General features: G+C 60.0%; 15 protein-coding genes, 2 tRNA genes and 1 pseudogene. 4 read left to right on the forward strand and 14 right to left on the reverse strand.

Annotated features, from left to right (window positions below; genetic code table 11):
* Window positions 1-24: 24 nt before the first annotated feature.
* Window positions 25-1,032, forward strand: coding sequence for a class 1 fructose-bisphosphatase (locus DBR23_RS17480; protein ID WP_108499092.1), 1,008 nt, complete (start codon window positions 25-27; stop codon window positions 1,030-1,032).
* A gap of 11 nt (window positions 1,033-1,043) precedes the next feature.
* Window positions 1,044-1,119, forward strand: a tRNA-Thr gene (locus tag DBR23_RS17485).
* Between the two features lie 36 nt (window positions 1,120-1,155).
* Here DBR23_RS17485 and DBR23_RS29695 read toward each other — a convergent pair.
* Window positions 1,156-1,329: a hypothetical protein gene (locus DBR23_RS29695; RefSeq protein WP_158276467.1), complete on the reverse strand. Its 174-nt coding sequence runs from the start codon at window positions 1,327-1,329 to the stop codon at window positions 1,156-1,158.
* A 147-nt stretch (window positions 1,330-1,476) separates the two neighbouring features.
* Between DBR23_RS29695 and DBR23_RS17495 the strand changes: the two genes are divergently transcribed.
* Entirely contained in the window at window positions 1,477-1,683 is a 207-nt protein-coding gene (locus DBR23_RS17495; protein ID WP_233193769.1) for a hypothetical protein, read from the forward strand.
* Window positions 1,684-1,764: 81 nt separating this feature from the next.
* Here the strand turns inward: DBR23_RS17495 and DBR23_RS17500 are convergent, their stop codons facing one another.
* The 12 genes from DBR23_RS17500 to DBR23_RS17555 form a co-directional block, all read right to left on the reverse strand.
* Window positions 1,765-2,076: a single-stranded DNA-binding protein gene (locus DBR23_RS17500; RefSeq protein ID WP_056746726.1), complete on the reverse strand. Its 312-nt coding sequence runs from the start codon at window positions 2,074-2,076 to the stop codon at window positions 1,765-1,767.
* Between the two features lie 240 nt (window positions 2,077-2,316).
* Window positions 2,317-2,393: transfer RNA gene (locus DBR23_RS17505), tRNA-Pro, on the reverse strand.
* A gap of 29 nt (window positions 2,394-2,422) precedes the next feature.
* Window positions 2,423-2,857 (reverse strand): MerR family transcriptional regulator, encoded by a 435-nt coding sequence (locus tag DBR23_RS17510; RefSeq protein ID WP_099730505.1) that lies wholly within the window; start codon window positions 2,855-2,857, stop codon window positions 2,423-2,425.
* 97 nt (window positions 2,858-2,954) lie between these two features.
* Entirely contained in the window at window positions 2,955-3,281 is a 327-nt protein-coding gene (locus tag DBR23_RS17515; protein WP_108499094.1) for an integration host factor subunit alpha, read from the reverse strand.
* Between the two features lie 25 nt (window positions 3,282-3,306).
* Complete coding sequence (gene pheT / locus DBR23_RS17520) at window positions 3,307-5,754, reverse strand: phenylalanine--tRNA ligase subunit beta (protein WP_108499095.1); 2,448 nt, start codon at window positions 5,752-5,754, stop codon at window positions 3,307-3,309.
* Window positions 5,755-5,826: 72 nt separating this feature from the next.
* Window positions 5,827-6,879: a phenylalanine--tRNA ligase subunit alpha gene (gene pheS, locus DBR23_RS17525; protein WP_108499096.1), complete on the reverse strand. Its 1,053-nt coding sequence runs from the start codon at window positions 6,877-6,879 to the stop codon at window positions 5,827-5,829.
* 101 nt (window positions 6,880-6,980) lie between these two features.
* Complete coding sequence (gene rplT / locus DBR23_RS17530; protein ID WP_005795139.1) at window positions 6,981-7,340, reverse strand: 50S ribosomal protein L20; 360 nt, start codon at window positions 7,338-7,340, stop codon at window positions 6,981-6,983.
* A gap of 26 nt (window positions 7,341-7,366) precedes the next feature.
* Complete coding sequence (gene rpmI, locus DBR23_RS17535; RefSeq protein WP_008904041.1) at window positions 7,367-7,570, reverse strand: 50S ribosomal protein L35; 204 nt, start codon at window positions 7,568-7,570, stop codon at window positions 7,367-7,369.
* Window positions 7,571-7,753: 183 nt separating this feature from the next.
* On the reverse strand, window positions 7,754-8,362 hold the full coding sequence (gene infC, locus DBR23_RS17540) for a translation initiation factor IF-3 (protein ID WP_082522461.1): 609 nt from the start codon (window positions 8,360-8,362) through the stop codon (window positions 7,754-7,756).
* 80 nt (window positions 8,363-8,442) lie between these two features.
* On the reverse strand, window positions 8,443-10,362 hold the full coding sequence (gene thrS, locus DBR23_RS17545) for a threonine--tRNA ligase (protein ID WP_108499097.1): 1,920 nt from the start codon (window positions 10,360-10,362) through the stop codon (window positions 8,443-8,445).
* A 316-nt stretch (window positions 10,363-10,678) separates the two neighbouring features.
* Window positions 10,679-12,010 (reverse strand): isocitrate lyase, encoded by a 1,332-nt coding sequence (gene aceA, locus DBR23_RS17550; RefSeq protein ID WP_055402695.1) that lies wholly within the window; start codon window positions 12,008-12,010, stop codon window positions 10,679-10,681.
* Between the two features lie 252 nt (window positions 12,011-12,262).
* On the reverse strand, window positions 12,263-12,685 hold the full coding sequence (locus DBR23_RS17555; protein ID WP_108499098.1) for a gamma-glutamylcyclotransferase: 423 nt from the start codon (window positions 12,683-12,685) through the stop codon (window positions 12,263-12,265).
* Between the two features lie 93 nt (window positions 12,686-12,778).
* Between DBR23_RS17555 and DBR23_RS17560 the strand changes: the two genes are divergently transcribed.
* On the forward strand, window positions 12,779-13,690 hold the full coding sequence (locus tag DBR23_RS17560; protein ID WP_233250531.1) for a DMT family transporter: 912 nt from the start codon (window positions 12,779-12,781) through the stop codon (window positions 13,688-13,690).
* 76 nt (window positions 13,691-13,766) lie between these two features.
* On the opposite strand, the pseudogene DBR23_RS30935 reads toward DBR23_RS17560, so the two are convergent.
* A pseudogene (locus DBR23_RS30935) lies at window positions 13,767-13,972 on the reverse strand (ribonuclease); the annotation flags it as partial.

Raw genomic sequence — 13,972 nt, forward strand, 5'->3', positions numbered from 1 at the left:
AACCACGACCGAGAAGAGACTGACATGGCAAAAAGCATCAGCCTGACCCGCTACCTTGTTGAACAACAACGGGTGGACGGACTCATTCCCTCGCAATTGCGCCTGCTGCTGGAAGTGGTGGCCCGCGCCTGCAAAAGCATCAGCCACGCGGTGAACAAAGGTGCACTGGGCGGCGTGCTGGGCACGGCCAGCAGCGAAAACGTGCAGGGCGAGATTCAGAAAAAGCTCGACATCATCGCCAACGAAGTGCTGATCGAAGCCAACGAATGGGGCGGCCACCTGGCGGCCATGGCGTCTGAAGAAATGGACGGCATCTACCTGGTGCCCAACCGCTACCCGCAAGGTGAATACCTGCTGCTGTTCGATCCCCTCGACGGCTCCAGCAACATCGACGTGAACGTGAGCATCGGCACCATCTTCAGCGTGCTGAAAAAGCCCGATGGCGACCGTGGCGTGGAGGAAGGCGACTTCCTGCAGCCCGGCACCCAGCAAGTGGCCGCGGGCTACTGCATCTACGGCCCGCAGACCACCCTGGTGCTCACCGTGGGCGATGGCGTGGCCATGTTTACGCTCGACCGCGAACAGGGCTCCTTCGTGCTGACCGAGGAGAACGTGCGCATCCCCGAGGACACCAAAGAATTCGCGATCAACATGAGCAACATGCGCCACTGGGACGAGCCCGTGAGGCGCTACATCGACGAATGCCTGCAGGGCAAGGAAGGCCCGCGCGGCAAGGACTTCAACATGCGCTGGATCGCCAGCATGGTGGCCGACGTACACCGCATCCTGACCCGTGGTGGCGTCTTCATGTACCCGTGGGACAAACGCGAGCCCAACAAGCCCGGCAAGCTGCGCCTGATGTACGAGGCCAACCCCATGGGCTGGCTGGTAGAACAAGCCGGTGGCGCTGCCACCAATGGCAAGCAACGCATCCTCGACATCCAGCCCACGCAGCTCCATGAGCGCGTCAGCGTGATCCTCGGCTCAAAAAATGAGGTGGAACGCGTGACCAGCTACCATTCCACGCTATAATCCAAGGCTAAGCCGGTGTAGCTCAGTCGGTAGAGCAGCTCATTCGTAATGAGAAGGTCGGGTGTTCGATTCATCTCTCCGGCACCAAATGAAAAGCCCTGATTCGCAAGAGTCAGGGCTTTTTCATTGGCCGCTCCGGAGCAACAACCCAGCCCACCGCTGGATAACAAGAACAGGCGGTGCGACCAGTGGGTGGCGCAGATCAACCCACTGCCGGAACATGCGATACAGCATTGCCAACAGGAAGCGCCGCCACTCGGTGAGCCCACCGCCATCCTCAACAATGGTGTCGGACATGTGTTGCATCCGCCAGATGGCAGCTTAGGTATTTGCAAACATTGGCAACTGATGCAGACTGGCGCTTCAGCTTGCCACCACAGGTTGCCCGGTCAACTGGCAACAGGCCGCACACCAAAGTCTCACACCTCCACTACCAGCACCATCATGAGTGTCGAACGCAGAGGCAGCATGGACCGCCGCACTGGCAAGGATCGCCGCCAGGAAGAAAAAGGTCCTCCCACCAATTTCGAGCGGCGCCGAGCCATCGAGGCGCGCCAGCCCGAATTGACAGAGCTACACATGAGCGAGGATGAGCTCAAGGCATTGGGCTTTGCGCCCACGCCCAAAGGCAACCCTCGCAAGACAGGCTAGGTACAGCGCCCGGTCCGGGTGCGCTTGTGGGCTCTCCCCGCTCCGCGTGTCATCCCATGACACAGCTTGCGCTGCATAGCCCTACTGCTCGATGCCAGAGAGCGGCAGGCTGATCAACCGGTGTGCCACCATATCCAGCGCAGGCCTCGCGTTGCCTTGTTTGTCCGTCCAGACACGAGGATTCAAGCTGCCAGAAAGCGCCACTGAATCACCGTCGCGCAACTGGTGAAGTGACGCGCAGAGACCCTCGTCAAAGGCGATGACGTTGATGAAAAGCACTTCGCCCTCCGCCGTGCTGGCTCTCACCTTCGCCAAGGTGTAGGCCTTGCCCGCTTTGTCCGTGCGGCGCTCCGCCTCACCGTAAAGCCGTCCGGCTACCAAGCCATCAATCATGAAGGTCTCCATGCCCATCGTGGGCGTGTTGTTGCGCCCCTCCCAGGCCCCGCAATCACTGCATGGCCAATGTCACCCACCGGCAAGGGCGTCTGAAGTCGCCGCACGCACGGCACGCAGGCACGGTGTGTGCATGGAGCGATGCGCCACCACCGAACCGCAACGCTGACGCCGTTAAAACCAGCGGAGGAGAAAAGCAAAAAAGCCCAGAACCTTTCGGCTCTGGGCTTTTGCTATCAATGGTCGGCGTGGCGGGATTCGAACTCGCGACCCCTTGCACCCCATGCAAGTGCGCTACCAGGCTGCGCTACACGCCGACAAGACTTAGATTATATGCAGAAAAAGCTCAGTTCAGAGAAAGTAGCGCACGAATTTCAAATAATTCTTGGCGCACTGCGTTGGAGTCCAGGGAGAAGCCCGCAGCAACGATGGAAAGGTCGCGCGCGCTGTCCACCAGCATGCTGGGTGGCTCTGCGTCCTGCGACAGAGATGCCTCGTCCGACCCAACAACTTCTCGCGCAGCATGTGCAAGCTCTTGCAGGCGATTGCGCGCTCCACTGATGGTGAAGCCCTGGTCGTACAGCAGATCACGGATGCGGCGAATCATCAGCACCTCATGGTGCTGGTAATAACGCCGGTTGCCACGCCGCTTCATAGGCCGCAGCTGCGTGAACTCCTGCTCCCAGTAACGCAAAACATGCGGTTTGACGCCGCACAGCTCCGCAACCTCACCAATCGTGAAGTATCGCTTGGCGGGAATGGAAGGGAGGGTGGTGCCCATGAGATGCGTGTTCAAACGGGAAAGCTTTCAAGCGTACTGCAGACCAGCCTGCACCGCCAGCCACCAAGAACATCTTGGCAACAAAAACAGCACAAACTCACGCAATAGCGGCCGTCTGAATCTGCTCCTTGAGCTTGCTGCTGGCATGGAAAGTCACCACCCGACGCGCCTTGATGGGTATAGCCTCGCCCGTGCGGGGATTGCGCCCGGGACGGGGAGCCTTGGTCCGGATCTGAAAGTTACCAAACCCCGAAAGCTTCACGTCCTTGCCTTCGACAAGGCTTTGGGCAATCAAGTCGAAGAAGGCATCGATCATGTCCTTGGACTCGCGCTTGTTCAAGCCGATCTGATCGAACAACAGATCCGCCAACTGCGCCTTGGTCAGTGCCGGTGTTTCCAGGCTTTCAACTGCGAATTCGATCATGGCTCGTCACTCCCCTTGGACATCATCACACCCGCAGACGGGCGCCCGTGCGCTGCGTCAACTGAGTGATCACGGATTGCATCGCTGCGTCGATTTCTGCCTCAGTAAGCGTGGCTTCATCGCGCCCCAGAGTGAGGCGCACGGCCAGGCTCTTCTCGCCGGGGGCCAAGCCACCCGCAGGCGCCTCTTCGCCCGCCCGCAGCGCCTTGGGCCGATACACGTCAAACAGCACGGCAGAGCGGAGCATGCCACCCGGAACGGCCTGCTCTACCGCACCCATGATGTCGGCGTGCGTCACGCGCTCTGCCACCACCACGGCCAAATCTCGTTCGACAGCCTGGTGTTTGGTCACCTGCTTGAACTGAGGCACCACACGCTGCAGCACGGCGTCAAGCTCCAGTTCGAACATCACAGGCGCCTGAGGCAGGTCCCACGACTGGCGCCACTGGGGGTGCAATTCGCCCACGAAGCCAATAGCACGCCCATCGACCAGCACGCGGGCGCAACGGCCAGGGTGCATGGCGGGGTGGGTGCCGGGCTCGAACGTTGCGCGCAGAGGGGCCAGAAGCGCTTCCACGTCCCCCTTCACATCAAAGAAGTCGATGGGCTGATCCTTGCGCCCCCACTGCAGCATGTCGTTCGGACCATACGCCAGTCCCGACACGCGCATGGGCTGGTGAAAGCCTTCGACCGTGGTGTCGGTGTTGCGCACGCCGCCGTCGCGCAGGAACACACGGCCCAGTTCGAAGACGCGCACCCGCTCGGCCTTGCGGTCCAGGTTGAACTTCAAAACTTGTAGCAGAGAACCCAATAAAGTCGAGCGCATCACGCTCATCTGACTTGCGATCGGATTGAGCAGCTTGATGGGTTGCGGGTTGGCGGCCAACTCGTGCTCCCAACGCTCTTCCACAAAGCTGAAATTGATCGTTTCCTGATACCCCAGGGCTGCCAGCGAACGGCGCACCGCAAACGGGCTGCGCGTGGCCTCGAGCGCCAGCTTGGGCGTAATGGGCGCCAGCGGTGGAGTGGTCGGAAGGTTGTTGTAGCCCACCATACGGGCCACTTCTTCGATCAGGTCTTCCTCGATGGTGATATCGAAACGGAACGACGGCGGCGTGACCGTGAGCGCACCTTCGCCCTGCACCACCGGCAGGCCCAGGCGGGTCAGCGCGTCGGCGCATTGCACCTGCGTCAGCGGCATGCCGATGACCTTGGCAGCACGCGCCACGCGCAGCGTGACGGGCTGTGGCACTGGCAAGTTCACCACTTGGTCGTCCATAGGGCCGCATGCCGTATCGGCCGTCCCGCAGATGTCAATGACGAGTTGGGTAATGCGCTCGATGTGCTCCACCGTCAGGCTCGGATCCACGCCGCGCTCAAAACGATGGCCGGCATCCGTCGAGAAGTTGAAGCGGCGCGAACGGCCTGCCACCGCCTTGGGCCACCAGAAAGCCGCCTCGATATAGATGTGCCGGGTTTCATCAGACACCGCCGTGGCGTCTCCGCCCATGATGCCCGCCAGCGATTCCACCTGGCTGTCATCGGCGATCACGCCCACCTTGTCATCCACCGTGATGGTGTTGCCATTGAGCAGCTTCAGCTGCTCACCCGGCTTTCCCCAGCGCACGTCCAGGCCACCATGGATCTTGTCCAGATCAAAAATGTGCGAAGGACGTCCCAACTCAAACATCACATAGTTGGAAATGTCTACCAGCGGCGACACACCACGCTGGCCACAGCGTGCCAGGCGATCGAGCATCCACTGAGGCGTGGCAGCCCGCGTATTCACGTTGTGCACGATACGGCCGGAGAAACGGCCACACAGGTCAGGCGCGCTCACTTTGACGGGCAATTTGTCCGTCAGCTTTGCGGCCACGGCAGGGAACGATGTATTTTTCAGCGGCGTACCCGTCAATGCGGACACTTCTCGCGCGATGCCATAGACGCTCAGGCAATGCGCAAGATTGGGCGTGAGCTTGAGCGTGAACAGAGTGTCATCCAGGTTCAGGTGTTCGCGGATGTCCTGGCCCACGGGGGCTGAGGCATCCAGCTCCAGCAGGCCTCCATGGTCCTCTGACAGTTTGAGCTCACGGGCGGAGCACAACATGCCTTGGCTTTCCACACCGCGCAGTTTGCCCACCTTGATGAGGAAAGGTTTGCCATCGTCACCCGGCGGGAGCTCGGCACCCACCAGTGCGCAAGGCACCTTGATACCCACGCGGGCATTGGGCGCACCACAAACGATGTTCAGCAGGGCGTCCTGCCCCACGTCCACCTGGCACACACGCAGGCGGTCGGCGTCTGGGTGCTGTACCGCCTCCTTGATCTCACCCACCACGATCTTGGTGAAAGGCGGGGCCACGGGGCGCAGCTCCTCCACCTCGAGGCCGGCCATCGTCAGCGTTTCGGCCAGCTCGGCCGTCGTCAAAGGGGGGTTGCAGAACTCACGCAACCAGGATTCAGGAAATTGCATAGTCGGACACTCTTGTACGGAAGGTGCGCAGCACGGCCACAGGGCACGCGCACGGCGCGAGGTCGGCGGGCTTTACTGGAACTGCGACAGGAAGCGGATGTCGCCGTCAAAGAACAAGCGCAGGTCATTGACGCCATAGCGCAGCATGGTCAGGCGGTCGGGTCCCATGCCGAATGCAAAGCCGATGTACTTCTCAGGGTCAAGACCCATATTGCGCACCACGTTGGGGTGCACCTGGCCCGAGCCCGCCACTTCGAGCCAACGGCCTGCCAGCGGGCCCGTCTGGAACTGGATATCGATCTCGGCGCTGGGCTCTGTGAACGGGAAGAAACTGGGACGGAAGCGCAACACAAGATCGTCGCTCTCGAAGAACGTGCGGCAGAAATCCGTGAAGATGACTTTCAGGTCCTTGAAACTCACGTTCTCACCAATCCAGAGACCTTCGCACTGGTGAAACATGGGCGAGTGCGTGGCATCGCTGTCCACGCGGTAGGTACGGCCGGGGGCAATGACGCGGATCTCGGGCATCGCCTGACCGGCATCGAGCGCAGCCCGATGCTTTTTGACATGCTGGACCGCATGGCGGATCTGCATGGGGCTGGTGTGTGTGCGCAGCAGGTTGGGGGCGGTGGCAGTGCCGCCCTCCACATAGAAAGTGTCATGCATGGACCGCGCAGGATGGTCTTCCGGCGTATTCAGTGCAGTGAAGTTGAACCAGTCGGTCTCGATCTCAGGGCCTTCGGCGACGTCAAAACCCATGGAACCGAAGATGCCCTGGATGCGTTCAAGCGTGAGCGACACCGGGTGCAAGCCACCCTGCCCGCGCTGGCGGCCTGGCAGGCTCACGTCCAGTGCTTCGGCCTTGAGCTGCAATTGAAGTTCGGCATCGGCCAGAGCTTGGCGGCGAGCGGTCAGTGCAGCCTCGATGGCCTGCTTGGCAACGTTGATGGCTGCGCCGCGGGATTTCTTTTCCTCGACGGACAGCTGCGCCATGCCCTTCATGAGCTCGGTCACGCGACCTGCCTTGCCCAGAAACTGCGCCTTGGCGTTTTCGAGGTCAGCAGGGGTTGCGCTTTGGGCAAACAGTTGCGTCGCGCTCTCGACCAGGGAATCCAACTCGTTCATATCGACTCTTGAAAATGAACAAGGGCTAGTGCCTTTTCAAGCCCTAGCCCTTGCTGTTATTGCGCAAGCAGCTATCAGAACGATAGCTACTCATCGTGAACTCAAGCAGCCAGCTTGGCCTTGACTTGCTCCACGATGCTGCCAAAGGCAGCCTTGTCGTGCACTGCGAGGTCGGCCAGCATCTTGCGGTCGATCTCGATGGATGCCTTCTTCAGGCCGTTGGCGAACTGGCTGTAGGTCAGGCCCAGTTCACGGGCAGCGGCGTTGATACGGGCGATCCACAACTGGCGGAACACGCGCTTCTTGGTGCGGCGGTCACGGTAGGCATATTGCCCAGCCTTCATTACCGCCTGTTTGGCGATACGGAAGACGTTACCGCGGCGACCACGGAAACCCTTGGCAAGGGCGAGAACTTTCTTGTGACGGGCACGGGCCGTTACACCACGTTTGACGCGAGGCATGTATGTACTCCTTGTTCGTCAGTAAATTAAACGCCCATGCCGGGCAGCATCTGTGAAATCGAGCCCATATTGGTCTCGTGCACAGCAACCGCACCACGCAGATGGCGCTTGTTCTTGGTGGTCTTCTTGGTCAAGATGTGACGTTTGAAGGCTTGACCGCGCTTGACGGTACCACCTGGACGAACGCGGAAACGTTTTTTCGCGCTGCTCTTGGTCTTCATTTTGGGCATGTGAATGCTCCTTTTTCGTTGTGCTCGTGAGGCGTTTGCAAACCGATCTGCAAACTTGTTGGCCCCGAGCCACTTTTATCGAAAGGCTTTCACCTTCCGGTCGGCAGTGCTCGAAAGCCCCACCTTTTCAAACGCCCCGCCCCTTCGGGCGTGGCGCTCAAAATCTGACACTGATTGGCAAACCTACGCCGCCGCACCCGTTGCAGGGGCCGCGCCTTCAGCCGCTGGCTTGGCCGCGGGCTTCTTCTTGCCCGGAGCAATCATCATGATCATCTGGCGGCCTTCCAACTTAGGAAACTGCTCAATGATGATGCTGTCAGCCAACTCGTCACGAATCCGGTTCAGCAAAGCCAAGCCGAGTTCCTGGTGCGTGATTTCACGCCCACGGAACCGCAGCGTGATCTTGCACTTGTCGCCATCCGCCAAAAAGCGGCGAATGTTGCGCATCTTGATGTTGTAGTCGCCATCGTCCGTTCCGGGACGGAACTTGACTTCCTTGATCTCAATGACCGTCTGCTTGGCTTTGGCTTCTGCCGCACGCTTTTGCTCTTGGTACTTGAACTTGCCGTAGTCCATGAGGCGGCATACCGGCGGATTCGCCGTAGCAGCGATTTCCACCAGATCCACGTCCAGCTCACCGGCCATGCGCAAGGCCTCCATGAGGCTGACAACACCCAAAGGCTCGTTGTCCGGCCCAGACAGGCGGACTTCCGGGGCCATGATTTCACGGTTCAGGCGGTGCTTGCGCTCTTCCCGGTGGCGACGATCACGAAATTCAGTAGCGATGGCTATCTTCCTTGAATCAAAATGCTACAAATAAAGTAGCTACTTCCGCGCAGTCCGCGAGCGGCAAAGCAGTTTTGTGTTCAAAATCAGGCTTTGGTGGCGATGTCACTAGCGATCAATTCAATGAACGCATCCACAGACATCACGCCGAGATCACGATTACCCCGGGCTCGCACTGCGACGGCGCCGGCTGCCTTTTCCTTGTCGCCTGCGACGAGGATGTAGGGCAGCTTTTGCATCGAATGCTCCCGTATTTTATACGTAATCTTCTCATTACGCAGATCCAGGGCCACCCTAAGGCCTTGATTGGGCAGCGCTTTTTGCAGTTTTGCTGCGATTTCACGACAGTAATCGGACTGAGCGTCCGTGATGTTCAGCACCGAAACCTGCACGGGAGCGAGCCATGTAGGCAAGGCCCCCGCGTGCTGCTCGATCAGAATGCCAATGAAGCGCTCCAAGCTACCCACGATGGCGCGATGCAGCATGATGGGCCGATGGCGGGCGCCATCTTCACCCACAAACTCTGCGTCCAGGCGCTCGGGCATATTCGGATCCACCTGAATCGTGCCGCACTGCCAGGGGCGCCCCAGCGCGTCCTTGAGCGTGTACTCGATCTTGGGACCGTAAAAGGCGCCCTCTCCGGGCAGGTATTCAAATTCACAACCGGATGCCCTTAGACCCTCAGCCAAGGCGTTCTCGGCGCGGTCCCAGCTTTCCTCACTACCGATTCGCTTCTCAGGCCGTGTGGACAGCTTGTAGATGATGTCCGTGAACCCGAAGTCCTTGTAAACCTTCTGCAGCAACGTGGTGAACGCCACGACTTCGGACTGGATCTGGTCTTCGGTACAGAAGATGTGGCCGTCGTCCTGTGTGAAAGCACGCACGCGCATGATGCCGTGCAGCCCCCCGGTCGGCTCATTGCGGTGGCATTGGCCGAATTCGCCAAACCGCAAAGGCAGGTCGCGGTAGCTCTTGATACCTTGCTTGAAAATGATGATGTGCCCAGGGCAGTTCATCGGCTTGAGCGCGTAGTCGCGCTTTTCCGACTCCGTGACAAACATGTTCTCGCGGTATTTGTCCCAGTGCCCGGTTTTCTCCCACAGGCCCTGGTCCAGGATTTGCGGCCCCTTGACCTCCTGGTAGCCGTTGTCGCGGTACACGCGGCGCATGTACTGCTCCACCTCCTGCCACACCGTCCAGCCCTTGGGGTGCCAGAACACTGTGCCAGGCGAGTGTTCGTCGATGTGGAACAGATCCAACTCGCGGCCGAGTTTACGGTGGTCGCGCTTTTCTGCCTCCTCCAGCATCGTCAAATACTGCTGCAGCTCATCCTTGGTAGCCCAGGCCGTGCCATAGACCCGCTGCAGCATCTCATTACGATGATCGCCACGCCAGTAGGCGCCAGCCACCTTCATGAGCTTGAAGAACTTGAGCTTGCCGGTACTGGGCACGTGAGGGCCGCGGCACAGATCTTCGAAATTGCCTTCGCGGTACAGGCTCACGTCTTCGTTGCTGGGGATGCTGGCAATGATTTCGGCCTTGTAGTGCTCACCCAGGCCCTTGAAATACGCCACGGCCTCGTCACGTGGCAACACGCGACGCACCACGGGCTCGTCCTTGGCCGCCAGTTCTGCCATGCGCTTTTCAATCGCCACCAGGTCTTCCGGCGTGAAGGGACGCTTATAGGCAAAGTCGTAATAAAAGCCGTTTTCGATCACCGGGCCGATGGTGACCTGCGCGTCAGGGAACAGTTCCTTGACCGCGTAGGCCAGCAAGTGAGCGGTGGAGTGACGAATCACCTCCAGGCCATCCGCATCCTTGGCCGTCACGATGGACAGCGGGCTGTCAGCCGTGATCTGGTAGCTGGTGTCCACCACCTTGTCGCCGATCTTGCCCGCCAGGGCGGCTTTGGCCAGACCAGCGCCAATGGAGGCGGCCACCTCGGCCACCGTGACGGGGCCCGGAAACTCGCGCTGTGAACCGTCGGGAAGCGTGATGTGAATCATGGGAACAACTCTTTCTCTGTGATCAGTGCAATGGGTGCGGGCACGCGCCAGGCCCGTAAAACAAAAAAGCGCGGAACAGGTCCGCGCTTTTTGGAGGTGTGTGCAATCTCGTGCAGGCGCGAACAGCCAGCCTCAACGGCCGGTCAACATCTCCGATGTAGTTCGCGGTGTCATAACCAGATTGCCTTTCTCGCTCTTGTGCAGTGAATTTCGCCAGATTTTAACCCTAGCACCCAGAAAAAAAGCCCGAAGCATCTGCTTCGGGCTTTTTCGAGTGCATTTGGCGCCACAACGAAGCGGCGCTGAGCCCCGCAGATCAGTGGAACTGCTCTTCTTCGGTCGAACCCGTGAGGGCCTTCACGGAGGACGAGCCGCCCTGGATCACCGTGGTCACGTCGTCGAAGTAGCCTGCGCCCACTTCCTGCTGGTGCGACACGAAGGTGTAGCCCTTTTCGCGAGCCGCGAATTCCGGCTCTTGCACCATTTCGGTGTAGTGCTTCATGCCTTCGCCCTGAGCGTATGCATGGGCGAACTGGAAGGTGTTGAACCAGTTGATGTGGATGCCGGCCAGCGTGATGAACTGGTACTTGTAGCCCAGAGCCGACAGGTCTTCCTGGAACGAAGCGATCTGCTTGTCGTTGAGGTTCTTCTTCCAGTTGAACGATGGCGAGCAGTTGTACGACAGCAGCTTGCCGGGGCAGGCAGCGTGCACGGCTTGTGCAAACTCACGGGCAAAGCCGATGTCTGGAACGCCGGTTTCGCACCACACCAGGTCCGCGTAGGGGGCATAGGCCACGCCACGGCTGATGGCTTGTTCCAGGCCATTCTTCACGCGGTAGAAGCCTTCTTGCGTGCGCTCGCCGGTCAGGAAAGGCTTGTCGTTGGCGTCGTGGTCGGACGTGATCAGGTTGGCGGCTTCGGCGTCGGTGCGGGCCAGCACGATGGTGGACACGCCCATCACGTCAGCAGCAAAACGTGCGGAGATCAGCTTTTCGCAGGCTTCCTGCGTAGGCACCAGCACCTTGCCACCCATGTGGCCGCACTTCTTGACAGCGGCCAGCTGGTCTTCGAAGTGAACGCCTGCAGCGCCCGACTGGATCATGTTCTTCATGAGTTCGAAGGCGTTCAGAACGCCGCCGAAACCGGCTTCTGCATCGGCCACGATGGGCAGGAAGTAGTCGATGAATTCCTTGTCGCCGGGGTTGATGCCACGGCCCCACTGGATTTCGTCGGCGCGCTTGAAGGTGTTGTTGATGCGGCGAACCATGGTGGGCACCGAGTCATATGCATACAGCGACTGGTCGGGGTACATGGTTTCGGATGTGTTGCCGTCAGCGGCGACTTGCCAGCCCGACAGGTACACGGCTTCGAGGCCGGCCTTGGCCTGCTGCATCGCTTGACCGGCAGAGATGGCGCCGAAAGCGTTGACGTAGCCTTTCTTGGCACCGCCGTTGATCTTGTCCCAGAGCTTTTCAGCGCCGCGCTTGGCCAGCGTGTGCTCGATGGGCAGCGAACCACGCAGACGCACCACGTCGGCAGCGGAGTAACCGCGCTTCACACCCTTCCACCGGGGGTTGGTCGCCCAGTCTTTTTCCAGGGCGGCAATTTGCTGTTCGCGGCTCAGTTGTTCGTTGAGGGATTGGGGCATGAGATCACTCCAGGGGTTGGTTGAAAACGCCGGGCTGCTGTGTGCCGCCCTTGAAGACAACTTTAAGTCTTCTATAAGACTTGCGCAAGCTCTTATGTCTTATAGAAGAGATAAATTTTCTTCTTTCAAAACAACCACTTAACCACGTGATTTCTCAATACAGAAATTGATTTCTCATATCGAGAAAAATTGCGGCAATGCAACATCTATCGCATTCCACATCAAGAAATTTAACTTTCGTATTGTGATAATTCAAGCGGGCGCAGTGCCAACTGTCCTGAGCCAGTCGCCATGTTCGATCCGGCGTGCGCCCTCTGCGTATCGGGGATGGATCTCGTACACCAGACAAGACAGCCGTTGGCCCTCAACTGTCACCACGATCTCGCGCTTGAGGTATTCGTCGGTGGGGTGATCTCCGGTCAACCCTTCAATGGCATCCAGAACCTCCTCCAGCGCAGGTTCGATGGCGTACACCTCGCCATGCACCGGCTGATCGCCACCCAGCGTCATGCCCGGATAAGCCCCCAGGTGAAACAACACTCCCGGCACCTGCGCAAAACCCACCCAGTGTGGCGCAGGCAACAAGCGCGTGATGTCGTTCGACCCACCGCGGCGCAAGGACCCGTATACAAACACATGGCGTGGGGTGCCAGCAGGCAAAGAAGGCTCGGGCATGATGCGCAGTCGTTTTTGATTGAACAGCGCCCCAGTCTAGTGAATACGCCCGCTCCCAGCCGCCCTTTCGCCTATTTGTGCCTGGCCCTCAGCATGTCGCTGGTGGGCAGTTATGTGGCACTCTCCAAACCCCTGGCAGCCGTGCTGCCCGTGCTCTTGCTGGCCTGGATGCGCTTTGGCATCGGGGGCATCGCCATGCTGCACTGGCTCAAGAAGCCCGCCAACGAGCCGCCACTGACGCCGCAGACCAAACGGCTGCTGTTCCTGGAGTCCTTTCTGGGCAACTTTCTATTCACCATCTGCATGATCTATGGCGTGAGCCTGACCGACGCTGTCTCCGCAGGGGTGACCATGGCAGCCATTCCTGCAGCCGTGGCATTGATGGGATGGGCATTTCTGGGTGAACGGGTGGCGCCTCGCACCTGGATGGCGGTGCTCTGTGCGGTGATTGGCATTGCCCTGTTCTCACTATCAAAACCAGAGCACGCAGCGCATATGGAACCTGCGCTTGGAGCCAAAAACACTGCAAACCATGCCTGGTGGGGCCAAATGCTACTGCTGGGGGCAGTGATTTGCGAGGCCGCCTACACGGTGATCGGCAAGAAGCTCACCGGCAGCCTGGGGCCCAAGCGCATCACCTCGCTCATCAACCTGTGGGGCTTTGTGCTGACGACACCGTTTGGCCTGTACCTGGCGCTGGACTTCCCGTTTGCCTCGGTGGGATGGGGCACCTGGCTATTGCTGCTGTTTTATGCGCTGGCCGCCTGCATGTGGACGGTGTGGCTGTGGATGACCGGGCTCAAGGCCGTGCCCGCTGCGCAAGGCGGTGTTTTCTCGGTCATGCTGCCGGTGAGTGCTGCGCTGGTGGGCGTGCTGTTTTTGGGCGAGGTATTGACGGGCCTGCAACTGGTCGCCTTTGTCATTGCCCTGGCCAGCGTGTTGCTGGCCACCCTGCCCTCGCGCGCGGCGCTGCGCGTAGGGCGGCGGAGCGGCAGCTCCGGCTGACTGGCCCTTCGGCAACCGTCTTCACCATCCCACCACGGGGACTGGACAGACTGGGCAGAACCAGAGAAGGCCGGACTCAGCCGTGCAAGGGCTGCGCACTGACCACGATGCCATCGGCATCGGCATACAGCCAGTCGCCGGGGCGCACGGGCACGCCCTGGATCGACACAGCCACATCGCGTTGCCCCTCGCCACGCCGCTCGGTGGGCAGCGGCATCAGCGCCAGCGCGCGGATGCCGACGGCTTCCGCGTTCAGCTCGGCCACGTCACGCACACAGCCGT

Origin of the sequence: Acidovorax sp. HMWF018 (genome assembly GCF_003061035.1) — a bacterium.
GTDB classification, from domain to species: Bacteria; Pseudomonadota; Gammaproteobacteria; order Burkholderiales; family Burkholderiaceae_C; genus Acidovorax; species Acidovorax delafieldii.

Excerpts from the sequence above, each read along its gene's own strand:
- DBR23_RS17480 (WP_108499092.1), top strand. The coding sequence starts at position 25 with ATGGCAAAAAGCATCAGCCTGACCCGCTACCTTGTTGAACAACAACGG.
- DBR23_RS29695 (WP_158276467.1), bottom strand. The coding sequence starts at position 1,329 with ATGTCCGACACCATTGTTGAGGATGGCGGTGGGCTCACCGAGTGGCGG.
- DBR23_RS17495 (WP_233193769.1), top strand. The coding sequence starts at position 1,477 with ATGAGTGTCGAACGCAGAGGCAGCATGGACCGCCGCACTGGCAAGGAT.
- DBR23_RS17500 (WP_056746726.1), bottom strand. The coding sequence starts at position 2,076 with ATGATTGATGGCTTGGTAGCCGGACGGCTTTACGGTGAGGCGGAGCGC.
- DBR23_RS17510 (WP_099730505.1), bottom strand. The coding sequence starts at position 2,857 with ATGGGCACCACCCTCCCTTCCATTCCCGCCAAGCGATACTTCACGATT.
- DBR23_RS17515 (WP_108499094.1), bottom strand. The coding sequence starts at position 3,281 with ATGATCGAATTCGCAGTTGAAAGCCTGGAAACACCGGCACTGACCAAG.
- pheT (WP_108499095.1), bottom strand. The coding sequence starts at position 5,754 with ATGCAATTTCCTGAATCCTGGTTGCGTGAGTTCTGCAACCCCCCTTTG.
- pheS (WP_108499096.1), bottom strand. The coding sequence starts at position 6,879 with ATGAACGAGTTGGATTCCCTGGTCGAGAGCGCGACGCAACTGTTTGCC.
- rplT (WP_005795139.1), bottom strand. The coding sequence starts at position 7,340 with ATGCCTCGCGTCAAACGTGGTGTAACGGCCCGTGCCCGTCACAAGAAA.
- rpmI (WP_008904041.1), bottom strand. The coding sequence starts at position 7,570 with ATGCCCAAAATGAAGACCAAGAGCAGCGCGAAAAAACGTTTCCGCGTT.
- thrS (WP_108499097.1), bottom strand. The coding sequence starts at position 10,362 with ATGATTCACATCACGCTTCCCGACGGTTCACAGCGCGAGTTTCCGGGC.
- aceA (WP_055402695.1), bottom strand. The coding sequence starts at position 12,010 with ATGCCCCAATCCCTCAACGAACAACTGAGCCGCGAACAGCAAATTGCC.
- DBR23_RS17555 (WP_108499098.1), bottom strand. The coding sequence starts at position 12,685 with ATGCCCGAGCCTTCTTTGCCTGCTGGCACCCCACGCCATGTGTTTGTA.
- DBR23_RS17560 (WP_233250531.1), top strand. The coding sequence starts at position 12,779 with ATGTCGCTGGTGGGCAGTTATGTGGCACTCTCCAAACCCCTGGCAGCC.